Raw genomic sequence first — 25,495 nt, 5'->3', positions numbered from 1 at the left:
GGCTTACGCGGCCGTCAACCGTCGGACGAGGTAGATGAACGCGATGGGGATGCTCAGGAACGGAACCGCCACGAGGTAGTACACGGGTGAGGGGACCCAGTCGCTCTCGCGGGCGAGGTCCAGCCGGTCGGCGTGGAGCGCCAGCGGCCCGACGACCACGGCGGCCGCCGTCCCGTAGAACCGAATCGCCTGCCCGACCGCGTCGGCCCACGGCGGCACGCTCGGCCCCGTCGCCGCGGTGAAGAGGTACGAGACGACGAGCGCCAGCGGCCCGAAGCAGATGCCCAGAACGACCAGCGGGTTCATCGCCTCCACCGTCTCGGTGCCCGGACTTGAATCCTCGCCGCGGCTATCGGTTCCGAGAATCGGCGAGCGGCCGTCGGGCGACCGAGACGACAGACCGGTCGGCGTCGCCCGCCGACCCGCCCCGCTCACTCCTCGCGTCGCCGCCCGCCGTGGCCGGGGTAGTCGCGCTCGAAACGCGAGGCGATTTCGTCGCGGTCGAACTCGATGACGACCGGTCGGCCGTGGGGGCAGGCGTAGGGGTTCTCGCAGTCGTCGAGCGCCGCGAGCAGGTCGAGCACGGAGCCCTCCCGGAGCGACGTGTTACCCGTAATCGAGGGGTAACACGCGAGGTCGGACAGCAGTTCGTCGGCGACGGCGTCGACGGTCTTCCGACCGCCGTCGGCCTCCTCGCGGACGAACGCCGTCAGCGCGTCGCGGAGCAGTCCGGGGTCGAGCGCGGCGTCGAACACCGCCGGCACGGTGCGCACCGAGACGGTCCGCTCGCCGGTTCGCCCGGCGTGGAAGCCCACCTGCGCCAGCGCCTCGCGGTACTCCTCGAACAGCGCCGCCTCGCGCGCGGTGAGTTCGAGGTCGACCGACTCGGCCAGCGCCTGCGTCGGCGTGTCGCCTTCGACCTCGCCTCGCAGGCGCTCGTAGTTCACGCGCTCGTCGGCGGCGTGCTGGTCGACGAGGACCAACCCCTCGTCGGTCTCGGCGACGATGTAGGTGTCCGCGAGTTGGCCGATGATTCGCATCGACGGGAGCGAGTCGAACTCGGGCGAGAGGTCCGCCTCCTCCCCGGAGAGGTCGCGCTGGGTCGTCGGCGCGGCGATGCGCGAGGGAGGGCTTCGGGACGCGTTTTCGTCCCCCTCCGATTCGGCCGACGACGCCGCGTCCGGCGTCGGTTCAGATTCGTCCCCGTCGTCGGTCGAAAGCGACGACTGTTCCGTCGTCTCCGGCCCCGGCGCGAGGTCGTACTCGCGGGGCGGCGTCGGGGGCGTGGACGACGGCGTCGAAGTGGAACCGGACGAGTCGGTCGGCGTTTCGGCGGCCGAGCCAGATGCGTCGCCGTCAGCCGGGTTGTCAGCGTCGACGCCGGCTCCCCGTTCAGTTGCAGTCGTGGTGTCCGGGCCGGCGTCGTCGGTCGCATCCCGACTGGTTCTCGCCTTCGACTCTCGGGCCTCCCGCGCCGACTGCACGTCCCGCGCGGACGGAGAGTTCGCGTCTCCCGATTCGCCGTCCGACGCCGACCCTCGGACTTCGTGGGGGTCCAGTTGCGCCGCGTCGTCGTTCGCAGAGCCGGGTTGGATGGCCGCCTCGTCGGCTTTCGACCGGCCCCGCGGGGCCGACGACCGGACGAGACCGTGGCTCAGGAGGGCGTCTTCGACCGCCTCGGTCACCTCGCGCTTGACGCCCGCCTCGTCGTCCCAGCGGACCTCCATCTTCCGCGGGTGGACGTTCACGTCCACGGCGTCGGGCGCGACGTCGACGAACAGCACCGCGAAGGGGTACCGGTCGGCGTCGAGTTGGCCGCCGTAGGCGTCGAGGACGGCCTCGCGGAGCACGCGGTCGGTGACGTAGCGGTCGTTGACGAACGTCGAGAGGTAGTCGCGGGCGCTCCGGGTCGTCTCGGGGTGGCTCACGAGCCCCGAGACGGAGACGCCGGGGGCGTCGTGTTCGACCGGGACCATCGACTCCGCGACCTCGCGGCCGTACACCGACAGCACGGTCGATTGCAGGTCGCCGCGGCCCTCGGTGGCGAACACCTCGCGGTCGTCGTGTTCGAGCGAGACGGCCACGTCGGGGTTGGCGAGCGCGTAGTGGGTGACGACCGCGTTGACGTGGTCGAACTCGGTCGCCGTCGTCTTGAGGAACTTCCGGCGGGCGGGCGTGTTGTAAAACAGGTCGTCGACCTCGACGACCGTCCCCTCGGGACAGCCGGCCGGTCGAATCGACTCGACCTCGCCGCCCTCGTACCGGAGTTCCGTGCCCACGTCGCCGCCGCGGGGCTTCGACCGGATGGTCAGCCGCGACACCGCGCCGATGGTGTGGAGCGCCTCGCCGCGGAAGCCGAGGGTGCCGACGCCGGCTTCGAGGTCCTCGATGTCGCCGATTTTGCTCGTCGTGTGCTCGCGGACGGCGAGTTCGAGGTCTTCCTCGCTCATGCCGACGCCGTCGTCGCGGATGCGGACGCCCTCCACGCCGCCGGCGTCGACGGCCACGGAGATGCGCGTCGCGTCCGCGTCGAGGCCGTTTTCGAACAGTTCCTTGACGACCGAGGCGGGTCGCTCGACCACCTCGCCGGCGGCGATGCGCTGGACGGTCTTCTCGTCGAGCTGTCTGATGTCGCTCATTCGTCGTCACCGCCGTCCAGTTTCGACTGCCACGCCTGCACCTTCGCCATCAGGTCCAGCGGCGACGTGTCGTTCACGTCTGTCGATTGCAGTTCGTCGAGAACGGCTTCCGCCTCCGGGTCCAGCGCGGCCTCGGCCTCCGGCTCGGCGTCGGCCTCCATTTCGGAACTCGCGTCGGCGAGCGCGCCGACCGACCCGTTTCCGGTCGCGCCGTTCGCGGGCGCGCCGGGGCCCGACGAGTCGCCGCCGGAGCCGCCGGCCTCGGTGACGTTCATCTGCCCGCTCCCCACGTCGAAGACGGCCTGCACGGGCTCCGAGGTCCCGGACCCCTTCGCCTCGATGGCCTTCTCCTCGCGGAGTCGGTCGAGCACGTCGGCGGCGCGGTCGACGACCGGGCGCGGAACCCCAGCCAAATCGGCGACGTGAATCCCGTAGCTCCGGTCGGTCGGCCCGTCGACGACGGTTCTGAGGAACGTCACGTCGCCGTCGCGCTCGTCGGCCGCGACGTGGACGTTGGCGACGCGGTCGAGGTGGTCCGCGAGGGTCGTCAGCTCGTGGTAGTGGGTGGCGAACAGCGTCTTCGCGCGCACCTCGTTGTGCAGGTACTCGGTGGCCGCCCACGCGATGGAGATGCCGTCGTAGGTGGCGGTTCCGCGGCCCACCTCGTCGAGGATGACGAGCGAGTCCTCGGTGGCCGAGTGGAGGATGTTGCTCAGCTCCTGCATCTCCACCATGAACGTCGAGCGACCCTGCGCGAGTTCGTCCAGCGCGCCGACGCGGGTGTAGATGCCGTCGACGACGCCGACGGTCGCCGAGCGCGCGGGGACGAAGCTCCCCACCTGCGCGAGGAGCGTGATGAGCGCCGCCTGCCGCATGTACGTCGATTTGCCGGACATGTTCGGCCCGGTGACGATGAGGAAGCCGCGCTCGTCGTCCATGCGGAGGTCGTTCGGGACGAAGTCGGTCGTCGTTTCCACGACCGGGTGGCGACCGGCCTCGATGTCGAGCGCTCCGGCCTCGGTGAGTTCGGGGCGCGTCCAGCCGTTGCCGGCGGCGTGGGTCGCCAGCGACGCCAGCGCGTCCACTTCGGCGATGGTTCGACCCACGTCCTGCAGGAGTTCGGCGTGCTGAGCAACGCGCTCGCGGAGCTCTTCAAACAGCTCGTATTCGAGGTCACCGCGGGCCTCTTCGAGCCGGAGAATCTCGCGTTCCTTCTCCTCTAACTCCTCGGTGACGAACCGCTTGGAGTTCTTCAGCGTCTTTATCTGCCGGTAGTGGTCGGGCACCCGGTCGGCGACCGACTTGCCGACCTGGATGTAGTAGCCGTCGGTCTTGTTGCGGTCGACGGTGACGTGCGAGAGGCCGTGGGCCCGCTTTTCGCGGTCGGCGAGCGTGTCGAGCCACGACTTCGCCGACTCGTGGCGCTCGATGAGGTCGTCGAGGTCGTCGTCGTAGCCCGTCTGGAACAGGCCGCCCTGCGTGACCGTCTTCGGCGGGTCCTCGGCGAGCGCGTCGGCGAGTTCCGCCCTGAGGTCGGCCGCGGCGTCTCGGTCGGGCCGCGCGACGACGTCCGCAAGGGGGGAGTCCGCGAGTTCGGTCCCCTCGATGGCGTCGGCGAGCGCGGGAAGCACAGAGAGGGTGTCCCGGACCGAAAGCAGGTCGGACGCGCCGGCGCTCCCGGATGCCGACCGGGAGGCGAGTCGTTCGAGGTCGTACGCCCCGTCGAGCACCTCGCGGACGCGCTCGCGGGCAAGCGCGGCAGAGGCGAGCGACCCCACGGCGTCGAGTCGGCGGGCGAGTTCGTCGCGGTCGCGCCGCGGGCGGGTCAGCCACTCGCGGAGGAGTCGGCCGCCGGGCGAGGTGACGGTGTGGTCTATCGTGTCGAACAGCGACCCCGAGCGGTCGCCGTGCATCGTCTCGATGAGTTCGAGGTTGCGCTGGGTGGTCGCGTCGAGTTCCAGCAGGTCCGAGGGGTGGTAGACCTGCAGGCGCGTCATCGACCGGAGGACGCCCGCGCCCGTCTCCTCGACGTAGGCGAGGACGCCGCCGGCGGCCCGAGTCGCGAGGTCGGAGTCGAGGCCGACGCTGTCGACGGTGGACGCGCCGAACTGCTCGCGGACGGCGTGGCGGGCGCGACCCGGCGCGAACGCCTCGGCGGAGAAAAGCGAGAAAGAGGCGTCGGTGGCCTCGCGCAGGCGCGAGAGCGTCTCGTCGTCGCTCCGCAGGTCCGGCCCGGGGAGGACCTCGACGGGGGCGAAGCGGTAGAGCTCGGCCGCGGCGTCGTCGACGGTCGCGGCCTCGGTCACGAGGAACTGGCCGGTCGTGATGTCGGCGAACGCGAGGCCGACGCCGTCCCCGCCGGTCACGACGGCCGCGAGGAACTGCGCGTCGGCGCGGGACGTTTCGAGGAGCGTCCCCGGCGTGACGACCCGCTTGATTTCGCGGCGGAGGTCGCCGGACTCGGTCTCGTACTGGTCGGCGACGGCGACCCGGTAGCCGCGCTCGACGAGCGCCTTGAGGTAGGGCGTCAGGTCGTTCAGCGGCACGCCCGCCATCGGGTACGACGACCCGTGCGAGGACTTCTGGGAGACCGTGAGGTCGAGTTCGCGGCCGACGGTCTCGGCGTCGTCGGCGAAGAACTCGTAGAAGTCGCCGCACTGCATGGCGAGCAGGTCGGCGTCGGTCTCCTCTTTCAGCGAGAGGAACTGTCCGACGATTCCCTGAGTAGTCATGTCCGCACGTGGGCGGGCCGGCGGATAAAACGCTACGATGCCCCGACCGTCGGGGGCGCGCGTGTCCCGGGTCCTGACCGCCCGACTCGCCGACCCGACCCCGTGTCGAATGGTACCACGTCCACGTTTCGTGTCCGATATTGGACAATGATCCAAAAAATACAGCGTATGATACTGTGAGAGCTGAAATTATATACGGGAGTCGTCTCGGGAAACCTGTGACAGTCGGGTACGACAGACGAACGTTTCTCCGCACCGACGACGGCCGTTCCGACTGACTCGTCCCCGGTTTCGGCCCTCACCGGTCCCCCTTCGGCTCTCCCCCGCCCGACGACCGCTTTTCTCGACCGTTCGTTTCCCGCACCCGCCCGGTAGAAGATACCGCTTCTGTACCACCGAATATCAACAATGATAGCTCGAAGCGTAGCGTTATACCGGCAATCGACGTGAGGTGGACGCATGGACCTGCTTTCGCGACTCGCGGCGCTGGTCCCGGGGGCCGGGGCTCGGACGCGGACCGACGGCGGCGCACAGGCGGACGAACGAGAGACGGTCGCGGCGGCGGCCGAGCAGTTGCACGCCGGTGCCCTGCTCGACGGCGTGGGGATGCCGGTGTTCGTCCTCGACGCCGACGGTCGAATTATCGCGTGGAACGCCCCGATTACGACGCTCACGGGCGTCCCCGCGGCGGAGGCGCTCGGGTCGGAACACGTGAGCGAACTGTTCTACCCGGACGGCCGGCGGGCGAAGACCCTCGCCGACAAGGTGCTCGACGACCCGCGGGGCGCCGACGTGGTCCACGGACTCGACGTGGTCGACGAGGGCCGCCGGCTCTACCGCGACACCAGCACGATGACGGACCGGCACGGCGCGAAGCGGCACATCTCGTTCACGGCTCAACCGCTGTTCGAGGGCGACGAACTCGTCGGCGTGGTCGAGGCCGTCCACGACCGGACCGACGCGGTGGAGAAACAGCGGGCGTCCGAGGCGCTCGTCGAGGAGGTCTCGTCGACCATCGGGAGCCTCACCGCCGGCGACCTCTCGGCCCGGGCGTCGTTCACGGACGACCGCGGCGTCCTCGACGACGAGACGCTGGCGGTCGTCTCGGACCTCAACGAGATGGCGACCCGGTTCGACCGCCTCGCCAGCGAGGTCGACGCCACGACCGCCGACCTCGGCGGGGCGATTCAGCGGGCCGCGACCGCCGCGACCGACATCGAGTCGCAGGTCACGGAGCAGGCGGACCTCCTCTCGACCGGCTCCGAGGAGATGCAGGAGCTGTCGGCCAGCATGGAGGAGATCGCCGCCACCTCCGACGAGGTCGCGTCGGCGGCGAACCAGGCCCGCGTGGCCGCCGAAAACGGCCACGAGGCCGGACAGAGCATCAGGACCGCGACCGACCAGGTCATCGACATCTCCGACGAACTGCTCGACAGCGTGACCGAACTCCAACAGCGCATGGGCGTCATCGAGGAGGTCGTCGAGGTCATCGCGGAGGTCGCAGACCGGACGAACCTGCTCGCGCTCAACGCGAACATCGAGGCCGCCCGCGCGGGCGAGGCGGGCGAGGGCTTCTCGGTCGTCGCCGACGAGGTCAAACAGCTCGCCAACCAGACCCACGAGCACACCGAGGAAATCGCCGACAGCATCACGGAGATTCAGGAACAGGCCGACGAGACGGTGCTGGCCTCCGAGCAGTCCCACGAGCAGATTCAGGTCGCCTCCGGCGAAATCGAGGACGTGCTCGCCTCGCTCTCCGAAATCGCCGACGCCGCGGATTCCGCGGCCAACGGAGTCACCGAGGTCGCCCGCGCGACCGACTCGCAGGCGACGAACATCGAGGAGGTCACGAGCACGATTCAGACGGCCCAAGAGCACGCGACCGCCGCCGAGTCGTCGACGACCGACATCACCGACGCGACGGCCGACCAGACGGTCGCCCTCGACGCGCTCGCCGACCGGGTGGACGCGCTCGTCGGCGGCGACGCCGCGGCGGTCGAGGAACTGGACGCGATGGACTTCGACGACACGGTCGACGGCGGCGACGCCGACTCGGTCCGCGCGGCGACCGACGGCGGCTCGGACGACGAGTTCGGCGGGTTCCAGTTCGACCGGTAGCGCGCCCGTCCCACCGCCGAGACGGCGGCGTTGTTGCAATCCCCACCGTTGCTACGACGAACCGGTGTACCTCAACGAACCGAAACAGCGGGGTTGCGTGTCGGGTTCGTCAGTCGACGTGCCGTGGGTTCTCATCGCCGTCGAAATCGTCATGCAACAGGTACTTGCCCGCCAGCGGGAACCGATTAGAACGATGTCTGAGTCGAATTTATCTAACCGTGTCGCACTCGTGACGGGAAGTAGCCGCGGAATCGGAGCCGAGACGGCGAAACTGCTCGCTGACCGCGGCGCGAAGGTCGTTATCAACTATCGCTCTAGCGAGACGGAGGCCCACGCGGTGGCCGAAGAAATCCGTGACGACGGCGGTGAGGCGCTCGTCGCGCAAGCCGACGTGCAAGACGAGTCCGCGGTCGAAGGAATGGTCGAAGGGGTCATCGAACAGTGGGGTCGAATAGACGTGCTCGTCAACAACGCGAACATGCCGTTCGCGACGAAGTCGTTCGATTCGATGACGTGGGACGAGTTCTCGTCAAAACTCGACGCCGAGCTCAAGGCCGCGTTCACCGTCTCGAAAGCGGTGTTGCCACAGATGGTCGAACAGGAGTACGGCCGCGCGATATACGTCTCCAGCGGCGCCGGTAAGAGTCCCTCGCCGGGATTCATCGCCCACGGCACGGCCAAGAGTGGTCTCGACGCGTTCGCCAAGTACATCGCCCAGGAGTACGGCCCCCACGGCATCACCGCGAACGTCGTTGCGCCGGGGCTGGTCGAAACCGACGCCACGGCGGGTCACATCGACGACGTACGCGAGCAGGTCGCGTCCCAAACCCCGCTGAACCGGGTGGCCCAACCCGAGGACGTGGCACACGCGATTGCCGCACTCGCCGGTGAGGGCGCCCAGTTCGTGACCGGAACCTACACGCCGGTCAACGGCGGTAGCGAGATGGAATAACGGAGCCGAACCGCGCTCTCCTCAGTCGAGGCTGATTGCACAGCTTTCGACGTAGTCGATGTCCTCGATGGAGTCGACGCCGCCCTCGCCGCAGACGGGGCAGTCCGGGTTCTTCCGGTACGGGACCGTCTCGAACGTCATGTCCATCGCGTCGTAAAACAGGAGCCGCCCGTCGAGGACCTCGCCCTCGTCGAGGAGGAGCTTCATCGCTTCCGTCGCCTGAATACAGCCGACCGTTCCGGGGAGGACGCCGAGGACGCCCGTCGTCGCGCAGTCGGGGACGGTCCCCGGTTCGGGCGCTTCGGGGAACAGACACCGGTAACACGGCCCGTCGGGGACGAGCGTCGTCGCCTGTCCCTCGAACTTGTATATCGCGCCGTGGACCAGCGGGAGTCCCTCGAACCGACAGACGTCGTTGAGCAGGTAGCGCGTCGGGAAGTTGTCCGAGGCGTCGACCACCACGTCCGCGCCCGCGACGAGTTCGTGGACGTTCGACTTGTCCACGCGGGCCTCGACCGGCTCGACCGACACGTCGGGGTTGAGCCCGCGGACGAACGCCGCGGCGCTTTCGGCCTTCGGCGTCCCCACGTCGTCGTCGCGGTGGATGACCTGCCGCTGGAGGTTGCTCCGCTCGACCACGTCGTCGTCGACGACGACGAGTTCGCCGACGCCGACCGCCGCGAGGTACTGGATGGCCGGCGCGCCCAACCCGCCCGCGCCGACGACGACGACCCGCGCGGAGAGCAGTCGACCCTGTCCCTCCGGGCCGACCTCGTCCATGATGATGTGCCGCGAGTAGCGGTCCAACTGGGTGGCGTCGAGTGAGAGCGTCATATCCCGAGGTTGGCGTCGCCCCCGAATAAAGCCGCGGCACGGGCGCGCCCCGCGTCTCGACTCTCGGCCCGTCGCCGCTGCCGACGACATCGCCGGAAGCGACGCGCCTTTGGCGCTCCGCCCGTCACGTCGGGTATGGTCGCCGAGACGACGCCCGACGAACTACGCGAGAAACTGGCCGACGACGACGAACTCGCCGTCGTCGACATCCGAGACCCCTCGTCGTACGCGTCCGGACACATCCCCGACTCGGAGAACCTCCCGGCGGCGACGCTCGGCCCCGAGGTGTTCGACCGCGAGTGGCCCGACGAGGTCGTCGTCTCGTGTTACGTCGGCAAGAGTTCGAAGCAGGTCGCCTCGGTGCTGGACAGCAACGTCGACGCCGACGTGTCCAGCCTCCGCGGCGGCTTCGACGCGTGGGACGGCGCGGTCGAAGACGGGTCCGAGGGCGAGGCGGACCTCGGACCCACGTCGCCGTTCTGAGTCGTCGACGCTTCTTTTCCGACTGCGCTTTGACTCACTGAGCCACGTCCGAACCTACTCGCCGGGAACCGTGACGGGCGACCCTCGCCGCCGGTTTCGATTCCGGAAGTAGAAGGCGAGGACGGCGAGGCCGCCGAGCACCGGCAGGAGGACGAACGCGACGAAGAACCCGACGGCCCACATGTCCGCCGTGTCCATCGCCCGGCGCTTCGCGTCCCGGTATATCCACGCCGCGCCGAGGACCGCGGCGGCGAGGAGTAGCGGCCCGCCGAGTTCGATACTGACCATGGGGTCGGGTCAGTAGTCCGGCCCGGCCGGAATAAGCCTACGGGCCGTCGATTCGGACGGAGGCGGAGCCGCGGCTCGGCGGTCGATAAAGAGAGAAAACTGCGCGGTGCGCGGGGCGTTACTTGCCGCGGCCGTTGCCGGCGCGGATGGACGGACGGATGTGCTCCGTGCCCTTGCCGCGGTTCTGGAGCCCGCGGTTCTTCTTGCCCGCGTTGGTGAGACCGCGGAAGGCGCGGCCGTCGTGGGCGTCGTCGCAGATCCAGTTGAGGTCGTCGTCGTTCTGGATGGCCGGGTGCTCGGGGTCGACGAGGATGACTTCCTGCCACTTCTGGGAGCCGTCCTGTCCGACGCCGTAGGAGTTCAGCACGCGCAGGTTGGGGTGCTTGCGCGAGGCGCGCTCCTCCGCGATGCGCGGGATGGACTTGCGGCGGCCGATGCGGTTGACGCCCTGGCGCTTCGTGCGGCGGCCGGCCTTGTGGCGCTGCTTGCGCGCGCCGCCCTTGCGGACGGAGACGCGGACCACGATAATGCCCTGCTTGGCCTTGTAGCCGAGCTCACGGGCCTTGTCGAGGCGGGTGGGGCGCTCGATGCGCTCGATAGCGCCCTGCTCGCGCCACTCCTGTTTTCGCTGCCACTGGAGTTCGGCCAGCTTGCCTTCCTTCGGGGTCTTCCACGCTTCCTTGATGTGGGAGTAGAAGCTTCGTGCCATTGTGTATCACCGCGGGCGCTTGCGATTCAGTCCGTCGGGGAATCCCCCTGAGACCACATTTCGTCCCGTGCGTGACGGGTGCCCTCTGGCGTGCCCGCGTTGCCAGCGAGTTGGCGGACCTACCGGCAGGGGAGGGTTAAGGACTTCGGATTCACGCGACGCGCGTGCTACCGACTCACGCGGAGAGACGGCCGAAAAAGACGATATCGAGGGTTCGTTCGCCCGGCTCAGCCTTCCATCCCGCCGAACGACAGGCCGCCTTCGATGTAGCGCTGTGCGAACAGGTAGATGAGCATGATGGGCGCGGCGAACGTGAGCGCGAACGCCGAGAACCGGGCCCACGGGATGGAGTACCGGCCGACGAGCGAGTACAGCCCGACGGGCAGGGTGTAGTTGTCCGTCGAAAGCAGCGTCTGGGCGACGACGAACTCGGTCCATCCGGTGAGGAAGGTGAAGATGAACACCGTCGCCAGCCCCGCCTTCGACAGCGGCAGGATGACCTCGGTGACGATTTTCCACGACGGCGCGCCGTCTATCATCGCGGCCTCCTCGTAGGAGACGGGAATCCCGTCCATGTACGTCTTCAGGAGCCACGTGTTGAACGGAACCGCGGTGGCGGCGTAGTACGCCGACAGCGCGAGCTTGTCGTCGTTGAAGCCGAACTGGACGAACAGGGCGTACAGCGCGATGAGGAGCGCGACGCCCAGCCCGCCGCCGATTTGGGTGAACAGGACGTAGCCGTACAGCACCTTCGAGCGGCCGATGAACTGCCGGCGCGACAGCGCGTACGCGCCGGGGACGATGAGACACATGGCGAGCAGCACCGTCGGAATCGCCACGGTGAGGCTGTTGGCGAAGAACCGCTTGAACTCCGATGTCTCCGTGACGCCGTACTGCGACACGTCGAGGAGCGTCAGTCCGGGCGTCTGGAGGAACACCTCGTAGCCGCCGAGACCGAGGCTGATGCGGTAGCTCGGAACGATGAGGTCGCCGATTACCCAGAGGAACGGCTCGATGGTCGGGTCGGCCGGCCACAGCCGAATCCCGCTCGACGAGTACAGCGACGCGCCGGTGCCCGAGAAGGCTCCGACGGCGACCCAGTACAGCGGGAACAACAGGAGCGCGACGACGACCGCGGCACCGAGGGTGATGCCGGCGGTCTTCAGCACGGTCGCGGGGCTGATGCGCCCCTCGCGCACGCCTTCGAGGGTGTACTTCGCGTCCTTGACCGACTCGACGGGAGCCATCGCGGCGTTCCGCGCGTCGGCGGCGAGTTCGGCCGCGATGTCGGAGATGACGCTCATGCGTCGTCCACCCCGTCGGCGAGCTGTCCCTTCTTGACGTTCAGCATCATGAAGACGCCGATGACGGCCACGGCGACGAGCATGATGGCCGCGCCCTCGCCGTACTTCTGGAAGCGGAACGCCTCGCGGTAGCCGTAGACGATGAGGAGTTCGTTCGTCCGCGACGGCCCGCCCTGATTGAACACGTACGGGATGAGGAACTGCTGGAACGACGCCGCGGCCGTGAGAATCGAGGCGAACAGCACGGGGCGCTTGATGGAGGGAAGCGTCACGTGCAGGAAGCGGGCGAAGAAGCCCGCGCCGTCTATCATCGCCGCCTCGTGGAGCTCCTCGGAGACGTCCTGCAGGGCGCTCACGGTGATGATGACCATGAACGGGTACGCCAACCACGCCTCGGTGACGTTGTAGGCGAGGAAGGCCATCCAGCGGTCGGAGAGCCACGCGACCGAGCCGAGACCGGCCGTCCGGAGGAACTGGTTGGCGAGGCCGAACTCGGCCGAACTGAAGATGCCGCGCCAGATGGTGATGGTGAAGATGCCCGGCAGGCCGAGCGGGACGATGATGAGCGCGCGCATGAACCGCTTGCCGCGGACGCGCTTGCCCGTCACCACGAGGCCGACGCCGAGACCGACGAGCACCTTGAGCGCGACCGACGTGGCGACGAACAGCCACGTCACGCCCATCGAGTTCCAGAACTGACCGTCCGAGAGGACCGTCACGTAGTTGGCGAGGCCGACCCACTGCTCTTTGCCCTGGAACAGCGTGGCCGGTTCCGCGTTTGTGAACGAGAGGTACACCAGGTACAGGACGGGAAACAGCATGAACGCGAGGAAGACGAACAGCCCCGGGAGCACCAAAAGCAGGGGGAGGTCGTCCCTGCTCACCACCGGGCTGTCCGCGACGCGCTCGACGGCGCTGTCGACGACGCTCATCGTCCTTACTCCCAGTTAGACCGGATGTTCTCTTCGGCCTTCGTGAACGCGGCTTCGAGCTCCGCGTCGCCGTTTTTCACGCTGTTGAAGGCGTCTTCGAGCGGCCCCCACACGTCGCCCATGTTCGGGTGCGTCGGGATGGGCGTGCCCAGCGAGACGGACTCCGAGAAGCCCTGGACGGCCTCGGGGAGGTCGCCGCTCGCGGCGAGTTCCTCGTGGACCGGGATGTAGCCGAACTCCTCGGCGTTCGCCGAGAGCACGTCGGTGTTCGTCGTGTACCACTCGGCGAACGCGCGGGACGCCGCCGCCGTCGCCTCGTCGCCCTCCAGCGTCGAGGTGAAGTAGAGCTGTTTGACCGTCGTGTACGGCTTGGGCTCCGCGTCGCCCTCGGGCGAGGGGAGCCGGGCGATGCCGGCGTCGATGTCGTTCGAGCGGACGTCGCCGAGGAACCACGGCCCGTTGATGGCGAAGGGCGCGTTGCCTTCGAGGAAGACCGCCGCCTGCGGGTCGTAGCCGGTGTCCTTGGGCTGGTACGGGACGAAGTTGTCGAGGGCGAACTGGAACCCGTCGAGCGTCGCCTCGTTCGACAGGCCGAGTTCGACGTTCGACTCGTCGAAGTAGTAGCCGCCGAAGGCGTGCGCCCACGCGCTCATGAAGTAGGCGTCGAGCGGGTAGCTGAGCCCGTACATCCCGTTTTCGGGGTCGTGGTACTCCTCCATGACCGCCGTCATGTCGGCGACGGTCTCGGGCGCTTCGTCCACCATCTCGCGGTTGTAGATGAGGCCGACGGTCTCGGCCGCGTAGGGGAGCGCGACGGTCGCGCCGTCGAACTGGACCGCCTCCTGCGCGGGTTCGGTGTAGACCGACAGGTCCACGTCCAACTTGTCGCTCTGGTCCGAGAGGAAGCCGTTCTGGTAGTACTCGCCGGTCCAGTCGTGGGCCCAGTCGAACATGCCCGCGCCCTGCCCGGCCGGGATGGCGGAGGTCGTCTTCTTCCGGAGGTCGGCGATTTCGGCGGGCTTGGCCGTGTGGGTCGTCTCCGAGGTGAACGTCTCGGCGTTCGCTTCGAGCGCCTGCTTCTCGGCTTCCGCGCGCTGGTGCCAGAGCGTGAACGTCCCGCTCGGGCCCGCGGAGTCGGCGTCCGCCCCCGCGGTGGTCTCGTCGCCACCGTCGTCGCCTTCCGCACCGCTCTGTTCGGGTGTCTGCGTCGAATCGGTCTCCGACACGCCCACGCAGCCCGCGAGTGCGCCGACGGCCGTCGTGCCTGCCAGTTGCTTCAGGATTGTGCGGCGGTTCATTGGCATAACGAATCTATGATGAACTATGTGTTCATATATTTAATAGTTCGGAATGACGCCCGCATTCGCGGCGAAACCCGACAGCTCGGAGAGTAGTGAGATATCCGAGAACCGCCGATAGAAGGCGTATCGGGGCATCGATAGCCGTTTGAAATTTAATACGAACTATTGCATCACAAATTCAGAAAATAGGAAAACGATTATGGACGATGGGGACAGACGGGAAGTAATGGCACGTCTCACGCTCGAAGCGCTTCGCAAGGAGTACGACCGGGGTCGCGTCGTCGCCGTCGAGGACCTCTCGCTCGACGTCGAGGACGGCGAGTTCATCACCGTCGTCGGCCCCTCGGGCTGCGGGAAATCGACGACGCTCCGCATGGTCGCGGGGCTCGAATCGCCCTCCGGCGGCGCGATTCGAATCGGCGGCGAGGACGTCACGGACCAGCACGCCCGCAAGCGCGACGTGGCGATGGTGTTCCAGAACTACGCGCTGTACCCGCACAAGACCGTCATGCAGAACATGGCGTTCGGCCTGCGGATGAGCACCGACCTCTCGAAGGACGAGCGCCGCGAGCGCGTCCGCGACACCGCGGCGATGATGGGCATCGAGGACCTCCTCGACGACAAGCCCGACGAGCTTTCGGGCGGGCAGAAACAGCGCGTCGCGCTCGGCCGCGCCATCGTCCGCGAACCCGACGTGTTCCTGTTCGACGAGCCGCTTTCGAACCTCGACGCGAAGCTCCGCACCACGATGCGGACCGAGATTCAGCGCCTCCAGAACGAACTCGGCATCACCTCGCTGTACGTCACCCACGACCAGGAGGAGGCGATGACGATGGGCGACAGAATCGTCATCCTCAACGACGGGAAGCTCCAGCAGGTCGGCCGCCCGAAGGACGTGTACGAGAACCCCGCCAACGAGTTCGTCGGCGGCTTCGTCGGCTCTCCCTCGATGAACTTCCTCGACGTGTCGGTCGAACGCGAGGGCGACCGCCTCGTCCTCGTCGGCGACGGGGCGTTCTCGTACCGCCTGTCGGAGTCGTTCTCGGCGACGCTCCGCGAGGCCACCGACGCGACCGACCTCCGAGTCGGCGTCCGCCCGGAAGACGTGGTGACGGCCTCCGCCGGCGAGAACGTCGTCGATTCGACCGTTGGCGTCGTCGAACCCATCGGTTCGGACAACTACCTCCACCTCGACATCGGCCCGGACTTCATCGCCCGCGTCGACTCGGACGTCGAACCCGAGACGGGCGAGACGGTCGGCGTCACGTTCGACGAGTCGGACCTCCACGCCTTCCACCCGCGGACCGGCGAGTCGCTCCTCTCCCGCGAATCGAAGCGGCGGGCGGCCCCGACGCAGCAGGCGTGAAGAAGTAGTTCGCTGTTTTCTCTCGGTCCCCTCGCCGTTCGACAGCCGCGCCGCCGCCGACTTACTTCCCGTCGAAGGCGTCGTCGGCGTCGAGCGTCGCCAGCGTCGCCAGCCGGAGCGCGTGCGGCCAGCCGAGCGGCGTCGCGCTGTCGGGCGTGCCGTCGTCGAAGAACTGCTCCGCGAGGTAGCCCTCGTCGGTACACAGCGGGCCGTCGGGGAGGACGAGGTCGAGGAGCGCTCGGCCCTCGTCGGCGAACGCCCCCGCCCGGTCGTCGTCGTGGGCGGCCAGCAGGGCGGCGAGTTCGACGCCGGCGTTCGCGCCCCACGCGGTCGAGACGGTCCAAATCTTCTCCGAGGACTGCTCGCGCGTCCGCCAGTCGTCGCCCTCGAAGCGGACCAGTCCCTTCACGTCGCTGTCGTCGGGGTCGTGCCAGAGGCCGTCGAAGACGGATTCGACGTGGCGGACGAGCCGGTCGAGTCGGTCGTCGTCGACGGGTTCGAGTCGGTCGTAGGTCCGGTGTGCCGACGCGAGCGCGAGCGCGGCGGAGTCGTAGCGGTCGTCGAGTTCGCCGTCGGCGACGCGGAGGGCGTAACAGCCGCGGCCCTCGCTCCAGAGGTGGTCGATGCCGTCGTAGACCTCGCGGGCGCGCTCCGCGGCCCGGTCGGTCAGCGCCGAGTCGAGGTCGGACAGCGCGAGTTCGGCGTAGGCTTCGAGGAACGTCGCGGCGGTGTGGCTGAACCGGCCGGTCATGTTCTCCCACGCGTTCTGGCAGTCGACGGGGAGGCCGTCGTCGCCGAGGGTGTCGTCGAGGCTGTCGAGGGCGCGCGCCAGCGTCTCTTCGATGTCCGCGCGGAGGTCGTCGTCGGCACAGCGGTCGTGGTAGGCCGCGAGGAAGGCGATGACGCTCCCCGTCTGGTCGGCCTGATAGTCGGCGTCGTCGCCGGATTCGAGGCGGGCGTTCGCCCACCCGGGCGCGAGCGACCCGTCGAAGGGCCAGACGCGGTGGGGCCACGAGCCGTCCTCGCGCTGGGTGCGGCAGTATGCGCGGGCGCTGCGCTCGTGCCACGCGCCGAGGCCGAGGTCGAGTCGCTCGTCGGACTCGAAGAGGAACGTCGAGATTTCGGCGTCGTCGCGGAACCACGCGTAGCCGTAGCCGCCGGAGTAGGCGTAGTAGGGGTCGAAGTCGGGGCCGGCGATGCGGAGGCCGAGCGCCCCCGAAAGCAGCGAGAGCACGCGGATGTCAGCGCGCATCGCGGCCGATTCGCGGTGGTCGGGAACCGAACCTTCGACCTGCCCAGCGGCGCGCTCGCGGAGGTCGTCGGGGTCGCGGGCGACGAGGCCGCGGACGCGGTCCAGCGCGTCTTCGCGGGCCGTCTCGGTGTCGTCGGTGAGCAGGTGGCCGACGGCGGCCGAGCCGGCCTCGAACGGGACCGTCCCGACGATTGCGCCGCTCAGTTGGCCCTCCTCGTAGCAGTCGTCGGTGCGGGGCCGCGGCAGTTCGACCTCGCCCTCCGAGAGCAGTTCGTCGAAGCCCTCGGGCACGCGCCCCTCGACGTGGTCGAAGGCGGGCGACGACGCGAGGAAGTCGTGTTCCTCGGCGTGGTACGCCTCGACGGCGTCGCCGTGGGTCAGTTGCCCGACGAGCGTGTCGCGGCCGTCCGGCTGGAAGTGGACGAACGCGACGAGTTCCACGTCGGCGTCGGTCTCGAACCGACTGACGTGGCCGTCGCCGACCGCGAGGTCGTACTGGGTCACGTCGCCGTGGGGCGTCTCGTGGTCGGTGACGACGAGCGCGCCGTCGCCCGCGTACGACTGGCTCGCGCCCTCGTCGAACCAGTGGACGCCGGCCTCGTCGCCGACGGGGCGCACGCCGAACCGGGAGCGCTCGACGCCCCAGCGCCCGGACAGCGGGTAGCCGAAGTCGCGGAGCGAGCCGTCGGTCTCGACGTGGACCAACCGGTTGCCGAGGCCCGAAAACAGGCCGCTCGTCGTCCGTCGCTCGCCCGGGAACCGCGTCGGGTGGTCTGCGTGTCGCTTGTAGTCGGCCAGCGCGTCGCGTAGTTGCATTGCTGAGTCGTGGGACCCCTGTAGATAATAATCTTGGTGTAATGTTCCTTCAAACTTTCATGCCGTTTCGAAACGGTAAGGGTGCCCCATCCCGGAGGGTGGATATGCATCACCCCGGTCCGCCGCGAGTCACGACGGTCGGCCGCCCCGTCGAACTCGCCCCGAGAGCCCCGAAACGAGACGCAGCGTACCGCTGGCGCGTTCTCGACGCGCCCGCGGAGAGCGCCGCGACGGTCGGCGCGGGCCCGGTCGTCCACCTCGACCCCGACGTTCCCGGCACGTACCGCCTCGCACTCGACGCGCCGGACGGCCGCCACGAACAGACCGTTCGCGCCTTCCCCGACGACCGCCGCCCGGCGACGATGGCGGTCCCCGCGGCCGACCTCGAATCCGCGTCGCCGGGCGAGACGTCCGTCATCGGCCCGTTCAACGACCGCCTTGTCGGGCGCGACCGCCCGCGCCGCGCCGGCGACCGGTACGCCCTCGACGTGGCGCTCCCGCCGGGCACGCATCCCTTCGGGTTCGCCCCGCACGACGACCTCGCCGAACAGGTCCGCGGCGAAGTCGACGTTCCCGGACCGGGTCGCCCGCGGGTTCGACTCGACGCGCAGGACGTTGCAGACGGCGACGAACTGGTCGTCGTCGCGGACGCGGAGCCCGCGCCCGACGCCGCGGAGGCGACGCTCGCCGTCGAGTTCCTGTTCGACGGCCGCGACGCGCTCGGACCGGGCGACTGCGAGGTCGACGGCGATAGCCTGCGCGTCCCGGTCGAGACGCTCCGCGGGTTCGACTCGTCGGAGCCGGTCCGCGTCCACGCGGTCGCCGTCCAGACGACGACCGAGTCGGAGGGGCCGTACGTCCGGCATTCGATTCTCGACACGCTGGTCGTGGACTCCGGGACCATCGGCGACGAAACCGGCTCCAACCCCTCCGTCTCGCGCCCCGGCGACGCGCCCGAGTGGGCCCACCACGCGACCGTCTACGAGGTGTTCGTCCGGTCGTTCGTCGGCGAGACGCCCGACCCGACGTTCGACGAACTCGCCCGTCGCGTCCCCTACCTCGACTCGCTCGGCGTCGACTGCCTGTGGCTCACGCCGATACTGGAGAGCCACACGACCCACGGCTACCACGTCACCGACTACTTCGAGACCGCCTCGGACCTCGGTTCGCGCGAGGACTTCGAGGCGCTCGTCGACCGCTGTCACGACGCCGGCATCCGCGTCGTCTTCGACCTCGTCATCAACCACACGTCGCGGGACCACCCGGCCTTCCAGTTCCACTCGACCGACGTGCCCGGCTACGAGGACCACTACGCCCGCGTCCCCGAGCGCGAGGACCCCTCCGACGTCGACTGGGGCGGCCCCGGCGCGGCGGAACACTACTTCAACTGGACGCGCATCCCGAACCTCGACTACGACTCGCCCGCGGTCCGGTCGTGGATGCTCGACGTGGTCGCCGAGTGGGCCGGCGTCGTCGACGGCTTCCGCTGCGACGTGGCGTGGGGCGTCCCCCACGGCTTCTGGAAGGAGGTCCGCGAGCGGGTGAAAGCCGACGATCCGGATTTCCTGCTCCTCGACGAGACCATCCCGCGGGACCCCGCGTACCACGAAACCGAGTTCGACGCCCACTACGACACGACGCTGTACGGGGCGCTCCGCGAGGTCGGCGCGGGCGAGAAACCGGCGACGGCCGTCCTCGACGCCGTCGCGGACGCCCGCTGGCACGGCTTCCCCGACGACGCCGTGCAACTCCGGTACATCGAGAACCACGACGAGGAGCGCTACCGGAGCGAGGTCGGCGAGGACGCGCTTCGGGCGGCCGCGGCCGCGACGTTCACGCTCCCCGGCGCGCCGATGATTTACTACGGCCAAGAGGCCGGCGTCGAAACCCAGCGCGGGACGATGCGCTGGTACGACGCCGACAGCGACCTCGTGGGCTTCCACCGGCGGCTCTCCCGCCTCCGCGACGCGCACGAGGTACTCCGCGTCGGCGACGTCGAACCCGTCCCCGCCGGCGTTGCTCCCGTCGGAGACGGCGGCGTCGAGTCCGACCGCGTGGTCGCGTTCGCCCGCGACGACGGCACCGACCGACTCGTCGTCGTCCTGAACTTCGACGGGGAGCCGACGACCGTCGAACTCGGCGCGGACGTCGAGGGGACCGACCTCCTGACGGGCGAGCGAGTCGGCGCGGGCGGGACGGCAGCGGGCGACGGGGGCGTCCGCGTCACCGTCGCCGACGCGGTCGTGCTCCGCGCCGTCGGCGAGTCGAGCCATTAAGTACCATGGTCGATGACAGTCCGACCATGGACGACCGGGAACTCGCCGACCTCCTGAAGCAGTTCGGGCTCTCAGAGAAGGTCGTCGACACGTATCTGACCCTGCTCGAACTCGGGGAGGCGAAGGCGAGTCAGATCGCCGACGCGGCGGGCGTCTCCAAGCGCTACGTCTACAGCGTGAGCAAGGAACTGGAATCGCGCGGCTTCGTGGAGATCAACGACCACGTCGTCCCGACCACGATTCGGCCGCTGCCGCCGATGGAGGTCATCGAATCGCTCTCCGAGAGCGTCGAGTCCATGCGCCCCGCGCTGGAGGAACGCTACACGGCCACCGCCCGCGACGAAGAGCGCTTCGAGGTCATCAAGTCCCGCGTGACGGTGCTCAAGCGCATCGCCGAGCTCGTCGGCCGCGCCGACTCCGAAATCACGCTGTCGCTCCCCTACGACGTGCTCGGCGAGGTCGAAGACGAACTCCGCGCCGCCCGCGAGCGCGGCGTCCTCGTCTCCCTCGTCGTCAGCGGCGTCGAACCGCACGACGACCTCGCGCTCGACGGCGCGGCCTCGCTCGTCCGCGTCTGGCACGAACTCATGCCCACGATGCTCACCGTCGACTCGCGGACGGGACTCATCTCCCCCGGCGAGATGGTCGCCCGGTCGAACTCCGAGTCGCAGGCCATCGTCTTCGCACAGCCCCACCTCGGGCCGGTCATCGTCGGTTCCTTCTTCGGGAACTACTGGCCGATGGCCGCCGAGGCGTACACGACCGACCCCGACCCGCTCCCGGCGACGTACCACAACTTCCGCCACGCCGTCCTGCAGGCCGCCCTCTGCGACCGGGCGGGCATCGACCTCGACGTGACCGTCCGCGGGCGGATGGTCCACACCGACGGCCCGACCGAACTCCGCGGCCGCGTGGTCGACATCCGGCAGGGCCTCCTCGAACCCGCGAACAACTCCTTCCCGGTCGAGAACGCCTTCGTCATCGAGACGGCCGAGGGGACCTACAGCGTCGGCGGACAGGGCGCGTTCGTCGAGGACTTCGAGGCCGACTCCGTCGAGTTCGCGGCCGTCGAGTAGACCGTCGCCCCCCGTTTCCGAGACGCCAGCGCCGCCGGCCGTGCGGTGCGTTCGCAGGCCCGCCACCGAATTATTACGTGGGCCTCTCGTTTGACGCGCATGGACCGCGACGGAGCCCGTCGCCTCGCCGCGCGGACGCTCGCCGTCACCCGCGAGAAGAACGTCACGGTGACGGCCGCGAGTCTCGCGTACTACGCGTTCAACTCGCTCGTCCCGCTGACGCTCCTGGTTTTCGTCCTCGTCACGACGTACGGCCGGGTCGAGTCCCTGCTTCCCACGTTCGAACTGCTGGTCGGCGTCGACCTCACGCAGTTCGAATCGACGCTCAGGCAGGTGAGCGGGCAGTCCGCCGGGCGGTTACGCGCGGCGGCGCTCGCCCTCGGCATCTTCCTCTGGAGTTCGTTCCGGCTGTTCCGGGGGATGGACAGCGTCTTCAGCGAGGTGTACGGCGCGCGAAAAGAGGTCTCGATGTTCAGGCGGTTCCTCAACAGCGCGCTGGTCATGGCGACGGTCGCGGTCGGCGTCGCCGTCATCGCCGCCGCCGGTCTCGTCGTCTCGTTCCGCGTGACACAACTGCTGTGGTCGGTCGCCGCGCCGATTCTCCTGTGGGTGGTGCTCACCGTGCTTTTCGTTCCGATGTACGCGCTGTTTCCGGGCGTCGACGTCGCCCCGCTCGAACCGGTTCCGGGGGCCGCGCTCGCGGCGCTCGGCTGGACGGCGTCGCTACAGGTGTTGCGCGTCTACTTCGGCGTCTCGCAGAGCATCGAACTCTACGGGGCCGCGGGCGGCGTCCTGCTCGTTCTGACGTGGCTGTACGTCGGCTCGCTGGCCTTGCTCCTCGGCGTCGTCGTCAACGCGGTGCTGGCGAACCGGGTCGACGCCGACGCCGACTGGTACCCCGGCGACGAGGCGACGGGCGACGCTGACGCTGACGGGTAGTCTCGAAAAAAGCGTTCAGCCGACTTCTACAGGATGAACGTGATGACCGCCAGCACGAGGAAGACGACGACGAGGATGCGCGCGACTTTCATCGACAGCCCGGCGACTCCTCGGAAGCCGGCGAGTCCGGCGACGATAGCGAGTACGAAAAACACGATACCGTAGTAGAGGAGGCCGCCGCCGCCGGCCTGCAGCGGCGTGGCAGCGGGCATGCCGAGCGCCGCGAGTGACGCGAGCGTCATCGACCGGCGGTGGGCGACGTCCCCCCGCGTTTCACCTCCCGCACGTGTGCGACGGGTTTCGGCGGCTTCGGAGCGCGAGCGTCTCCGGTCTCGTCGGCGTGAACTGTGTGTCTCATCGCGGTCGTGATTGCCGCCCGCACACAATGAGGCCGGTCCCTGCATTGGCAAGGCTCGGTCCATCGCGGGGCGTGCTTCGCCGACGCCGACGCCGACTTAGCGGCGGTTCAACGCTTCGGCGGCGAGTTGCGCCGCGAACCCGGCGCTGCTCCACCGGAGCGAGAACGCCCCGGCAGCCATCAATAACACTCCCCGTTTGGTTCGCCCCTTCGCCAGCGCTCTGGCCCCCGCGACGACCGAGGTCACCGCGCTCAGCGCTCTCGTCCACTTCGAGTCCAGCAGTTGGTGTCCGATCACGCTCTGAACGAGTAGCCGAAGCGGTGTAAGCGGCGGGCTTGCGCGTGCACCGGGCCGCCCGCTGGGCGGGTCGCCGCCCGCAGACAAATGTACCACGCTCGCCTATCCACCGCTATGGCAACTATCGTACGGGGAGCGATCCCGTCCGAAGAATTCGCGTTAGGTCACACGCTCTCCGCGCTTCCGGGCGTCGAAATCGAGTGCGAACGCATCATCGAAAGCGGTGAACACACCGTGATGCCCCTGGTGTGGATTCGTCACGCCGACCGCTCGGACATCGACGACGCCCTGCGGGAAGACCCGTCAGTCGACGAAGTCACCTGTCTCTCCGAGTTCGACGACGAATTCCTCTACCGGATGGCGTGGGTCGACCACGTTCACCTGCTCCTGCAGATGATAACGAACTCTCACGCGACGATTCTCGACGCGTACGGCTGGGGCGACGAGTGGCAGTTCCGCGTACTCTACCCGGCTCGCGACGACTTCGCGCGAACGCACGACTTCGCGGCGGAACACGGGCTGAGATTCGAAGTCGAGTCGATTCGAGAGATGGACGCCGAACCGGCCGGCCGGTACGGCCTCACCGAAAGCCAGTTCAAGGCGCTCGTGACGGCGGCGCAGGAGGGCTACTTCGAAGTCCCCCGGCGAGTCTCGCTCTCCGAACTGGCCGACAAGATGGGCGTCTCGCACCAGTCGCTCTCCGAGCGACTCAGACGGGGGACAGATGCGCTCGTCGAAGACTCTCTGCTCATCGGGTCGGTCCCGGACGACTTCCGGGACTGAGACGCCGGAATCCGAATTTCATATCGCAGTATGTGATTTATTTTCACCCGTCGAGCGGTCTCCCACCGGGTGAGACCGGTAGCTGACGCTCGCACGGGTGGGAAACCGGGTCGCCGAGCGAAAGGTCGTCAGGCGTGGGCGGTGACGCTTTCGAACTCGTGTTCGGCGATGGCGGCCGACAGCGCGTCGATGTCGACGTCGTCGGGCATCTCGCCGGGGTACTTGCGGCGGAAGTAGCCGACGATGTTCTTCGCGTCGCGCGCGAGGAGTTCGCGGGCGTTGTCGTGGTCGGTCGGGACGGCCTGCGGCCAGTCGAAGACCATGATTCCCTGTTCGCCGACCGCGACGTTGTACTCGGACATGTCGGCGTGGACGTAGCCGGCCTCGTAGGCGTCGGCCATCTCGGAGAGAATCAGGTCGAGGACGCCCGTCACCTGCTCGGGTTCGAGTTTCGCCTTGGCGAGTTCGACGCCGTCGAGTTTCGCCATGACGATGGCGTGGCGGTTGTGGTCGACGGGACGCGGGACCGACACCTGTGGAAACAGCGTTTCGAGCGCCTCGTACTCGCGTTCGGCCGCCTTGCGGGCGGTGTAGAGCCACGAGACGTGGTGGTTCTCGGAGGTGTAGTCGCGCTCGCGGCGCACCTCGCGGAAGTTGGTGTACCCCTCGCGGTGGAACTTCAGCGCCAGCGGCTTGAACGACTGCACCTCGAACACGTCGCTTTCCTTGCCGACGCCGAGCGGCGCGCCGAACCCCTGGATGGTGTCTCGCTGGGCGAATGTCCGGAGGGCGAGCGCGTCGTACCCCTCGACCGTGAGCTTGTACCCCTCGTACTGGATGGTCTTGCGCTCGACGAGCTCGCGGGTCATACAGCGGTCGATGCGGTAGTCGACCTCCTCGGCGGTCAGCCCCGAGTTCTTCGGGAGCTTCCCCCGGTTGACCCACTCGCTGAAGCGCATGCCCTGCTCGACGCCCGAGAGGAGATAGAAGTCCTCGGGTTCGAGTTCGGCCATGACGCCGGCGACGTTCCGTACCATGCACGTCCGTCCGTCGGCGAGGCGTAAAAGGCCCGCGAGTCGGCGAACGTCGCCCGCGATAAATCTCATGTGACGATACGAAATTCGGGAATGACGACTCGCGGAGTGTCGGAAGACGGTGCTGGCGGTCGGCGTCTCGCGTCAGAACTGACCGGAGAAGTTGCTACGGAGAGGTGGTCTACCTATCGCTCGGGACGTTAGTAGTCCGCGAAACTGCCGTTACAGAGACACCTGCTCACCGTCCTCGGGGACGAGGACGTTCTCGGTCTCCGCTCGCAGTTCCTCACGAGAGAGCAGACAGTGATTGATGGCTTCCATGTGGACAACTGCCACGGTCGCATCCGTGGCCTCCCGGACGGCCGCGATGTCCTCGACGCCCATCGTGATTGGTTCGCCCTGATCGAACTGTGCTTCCCCACCGTTGAGGACGACCATCTCAGGTTCGAACCGGTCGAGCGTTTCCGCTACCGGGTCGTACCAGATGGTGTCCCCGGCGACGTACAGCGATTTCTCGCCCTCGAAGACGAACCCGGAGACCGGACCCATCCCCTCGGCGAGTTCGCCGTGGCCGTGCTGGCCCGCCGTCCGGTGAATTGTCACCCCGTCGAACGACGTCTCGTCCTCGACGGGTCGCACGTCGGTGAAGCCCTCGTCGCTGAACGCGTCCGCGTCCTCGGGCTGGCAGAACAGCGGCACGTCCGCATCGAGTTCCTCTCTGGCCGCCTCGTCCCAGTGGTCAGGGTGGCGATGCGTGACGACCACGGCGTCGTAGTCGAGTTCGACGTCCGGGAGCGGCACTAACGGATTTCGCTTCTGGTTCGCCGTCGTGAGGAACTCGGGCACCGCCGGATTGTCCGTCACCGTCGGCATCTCGCCCTGCGGCGTGAACATGGGGTCAACGAGGAACGTGGTGTCGTCGACCGTCGCAAGCACCGTCGCGTTTCGCACGAGTCGTACGCGAATCTCGGAGTCGCTTGTCATACGCACCTTGCTTGGGGAGTT

The 25,495-nt window shown here is 68.4% G+C and carries 21 protein-coding genes; 8 read left to right on the top strand and 13 right to left on the bottom strand.

The genetic code is table 11. The annotated features are described in order from the left end of the window. Positions 1-3: 3 nt before the first annotated feature. The 3 genes from FY251_RS15210 to mutS all read right to left on the bottom strand — a co-directional run bounded on the left by FY251_RS15210 (position 4) and on the right by mutS (position 5,371). Entirely contained in the window at positions 4-306 is a 303-nt protein-coding gene (locus tag FY251_RS15210; protein ID WP_148416060.1) for a hypothetical protein, read from the bottom strand. 125 nt (positions 307-431) lie between these two features. After that, positions 432-2,639 (bottom strand): DNA mismatch repair endonuclease MutL, encoded by a 2,208-nt coding sequence (gene mutL / locus FY251_RS15205; protein ID WP_148415946.1) that lies wholly within the window; start codon positions 2,637-2,639, stop codon positions 432-434. Continuing rightward, on the bottom strand, positions 2,636-5,371 hold the full coding sequence (gene mutS / locus FY251_RS15200) for a DNA mismatch repair protein MutS (protein WP_148415945.1): 2,736 nt from the start codon (positions 5,369-5,371) through the stop codon (positions 2,636-2,638). Before mutS ends, mutL begins: the two co-directional genes overlap by 4 nt. Positions 5,372-5,830: 459 nt before the next feature. Between mutS and FY251_RS15195 the strand changes: the two genes are divergently transcribed. Both FY251_RS15195 and FY251_RS15190 read left to right on the top strand, forming a co-directional pair. After that, on the top strand, positions 5,831-7,489 hold the full coding sequence (locus FY251_RS15195) for a methyl-accepting chemotaxis protein (protein WP_148415944.1): 1,659 nt from the start codon (positions 5,831-5,833) through the stop codon (positions 7,487-7,489). Between the two features lie 97 nt (positions 7,490-7,586). Continuing rightward, a complete protein-coding gene (locus tag FY251_RS15190) occupies positions 7,587-8,441 on the top strand; it encodes an SDR family NAD(P)-dependent oxidoreductase (RefSeq protein ID WP_255516716.1) in 855 nt (284 codons plus the stop codon). A gap of 21 nt (positions 8,442-8,462) precedes the next feature. Here FY251_RS15190 and FY251_RS15185 read toward each other — a convergent pair whose 3' ends face one another. Beyond that, positions 8,463-9,275: a molybdopterin-synthase adenylyltransferase MoeB gene (locus FY251_RS15185; protein WP_148415943.1), complete on the bottom strand. Its 813-nt coding sequence runs from the start codon at positions 9,273-9,275 to the stop codon at positions 8,463-8,465. A 135-nt stretch (positions 9,276-9,410) separates the two neighbouring features. Here FY251_RS15185 and FY251_RS15180 point away from each other — a divergent pair, with 135 nt between their 5' ends. Continuing rightward, a complete protein-coding gene (locus FY251_RS15180) occupies positions 9,411-9,758 on the top strand; it encodes a rhodanese-like domain-containing protein (protein WP_148415942.1) in 348 nt (115 codons plus the stop codon). A gap of 54 nt (positions 9,759-9,812) precedes the next feature. Here FY251_RS15180 and FY251_RS15175 read toward each other — a convergent pair whose 3' ends face one another. From FY251_RS15175 to FY251_RS15155, 5 genes are all read right to left on the bottom strand, one after another. Next, entirely contained in the window at positions 9,813-10,046 is a 234-nt protein-coding gene (locus FY251_RS15175) for a hypothetical protein (protein WP_148415941.1), read from the bottom strand. Positions 10,047-10,164: 118 nt separating this feature from the next. Further along, on the bottom strand, positions 10,165-10,755 hold the full coding sequence (locus FY251_RS15170) for a 50S ribosomal protein L15e (RefSeq protein ID WP_148415940.1): 591 nt from the start codon (positions 10,753-10,755) through the stop codon (positions 10,165-10,167). A gap of 227 nt (positions 10,756-10,982) precedes the next feature. Beyond that, on the bottom strand, positions 10,983-12,059 hold the full coding sequence (locus FY251_RS15165; protein WP_148415939.1) for a sugar ABC transporter permease: 1,077 nt from the start codon (positions 12,057-12,059) through the stop codon (positions 10,983-10,985). Further along, positions 12,056-12,991 (bottom strand): carbohydrate ABC transporter permease, encoded by a 936-nt coding sequence (locus tag FY251_RS15160; protein WP_148415938.1) that lies wholly within the window; start codon positions 12,989-12,991, stop codon positions 12,056-12,058. The genes FY251_RS15165 and FY251_RS15160 overlap by 4 nt, the downstream gene beginning before the upstream one ends. Before the next feature lie 5 nt (positions 12,992-12,996). Further along, complete coding sequence (locus tag FY251_RS15155; RefSeq protein WP_148415937.1) at positions 12,997-14,289, bottom strand: substrate-binding domain-containing protein; 1,293 nt, start codon at positions 14,287-14,289, stop codon at positions 12,997-12,999. Between the two features lie 229 nt (positions 14,290-14,518). Between FY251_RS15155 and FY251_RS15150 the strand changes: the two genes are divergently transcribed. Then, positions 14,519-15,658 carry an ABC transporter ATP-binding protein gene (locus tag FY251_RS15150; protein ID WP_148415936.1) on the top strand — a complete coding sequence of 380 codons (1,140 nt, stop codon included), beginning with the start codon at positions 14,519-14,521 and terminating at the stop codon, positions 15,656-15,658. Positions 15,659-15,719: 61 nt separating this feature from the next. Here the strand turns inward: FY251_RS15150 and FY251_RS15145 are convergent, their stop codons facing one another. Further along, on the bottom strand, positions 15,720-17,726 hold the full coding sequence (locus FY251_RS15145; RefSeq protein ID WP_148415935.1) for a glucan 1,4-alpha-glucosidase: 2,007 nt from the start codon (positions 17,724-17,726) through the stop codon (positions 15,720-15,722). A 104-nt stretch (positions 17,727-17,830) separates the two neighbouring features. Here FY251_RS15145 and FY251_RS15140 point away from each other — a divergent pair, with 104 nt between their 5' ends. The 3 genes from FY251_RS15140 to FY251_RS15130 all read left to right on the top strand — a co-directional run bounded on the left by FY251_RS15140 (position 17,831) and on the right by FY251_RS15130 (position 22,017). Next, on the top strand, positions 17,831-20,002 hold the full coding sequence (locus FY251_RS15140) for an alpha-amylase family glycosyl hydrolase (protein ID WP_148415934.1): 2,172 nt from the start codon (positions 17,831-17,833) through the stop codon (positions 20,000-20,002). 5 nt (positions 20,003-20,007) lie between these two features. Continuing rightward, on the top strand, positions 20,008-21,078 hold the full coding sequence (locus tag FY251_RS15135; protein ID WP_187367421.1) for a TrmB family transcriptional regulator sugar-binding domain-containing protein: 1,071 nt from the start codon (positions 20,008-20,010) through the stop codon (positions 21,076-21,078). Between the two features lie 99 nt (positions 21,079-21,177). Next, positions 21,178-22,017 carry a YihY/virulence factor BrkB family protein gene (locus tag FY251_RS15130; protein ID WP_148415933.1) on the top strand — a complete coding sequence of 280 codons (840 nt, stop codon included), beginning with the start codon at positions 21,178-21,180 and terminating at the stop codon, positions 22,015-22,017. Between the two features lie 26 nt (positions 22,018-22,043). On the opposite strand, the gene FY251_RS15125 is transcribed toward FY251_RS15130, so the two are convergent. Further along, positions 22,044-22,259, bottom strand: a complete 216-nt coding sequence (locus FY251_RS15125) for a DUF1328 family protein (protein ID WP_148415932.1) — start codon at positions 22,257-22,259, stop codon at positions 22,044-22,046. A 528-nt stretch (positions 22,260-22,787) separates the two neighbouring features. On the opposite strand from FY251_RS15125, the gene FY251_RS15120 reads away from it, so the two are divergent. Beyond that, positions 22,788-23,456, top strand: coding sequence for a helix-turn-helix domain-containing protein (locus FY251_RS15120; RefSeq protein WP_148415931.1), 669 nt, complete (start codon positions 22,788-22,790; stop codon positions 23,454-23,456). 128 nt (positions 23,457-23,584) lie between these two features. Here FY251_RS15120 and FY251_RS15115 read toward each other — a convergent pair whose 3' ends face one another. Both FY251_RS15115 and FY251_RS15110 read right to left on the bottom strand, forming a co-directional pair. Further along, entirely contained in the window at positions 23,585-24,493 is a 909-nt protein-coding gene (locus tag FY251_RS15115; protein ID WP_148415930.1) for a serine/threonine-protein kinase RIO2, read from the bottom strand. Positions 24,494-24,712: 219 nt separating this feature from the next. Then, positions 24,713-25,474 (bottom strand): MBL fold metallo-hydrolase, encoded by a 762-nt coding sequence (locus FY251_RS15110; protein ID WP_148415929.1) that lies wholly within the window; start codon positions 25,472-25,474, stop codon positions 24,713-24,715. Positions 25,475-25,495: the final 21 nt, after the last annotated feature.

It is taken from the genome of Haloferax sp. KTX1 (genome assembly GCF_902410085.1).
GTDB classification, from domain to species: domain Archaea; phylum Halobacteriota; class Halobacteria; order Halobacteriales; family Haloferacaceae; genus Haloferax; species Haloferax massiliensis.
The sequence above is the reverse complement of the archived record's forward strand: the minus strand, read 5'-3'. Positions and strand labels throughout refer to the sequence as shown.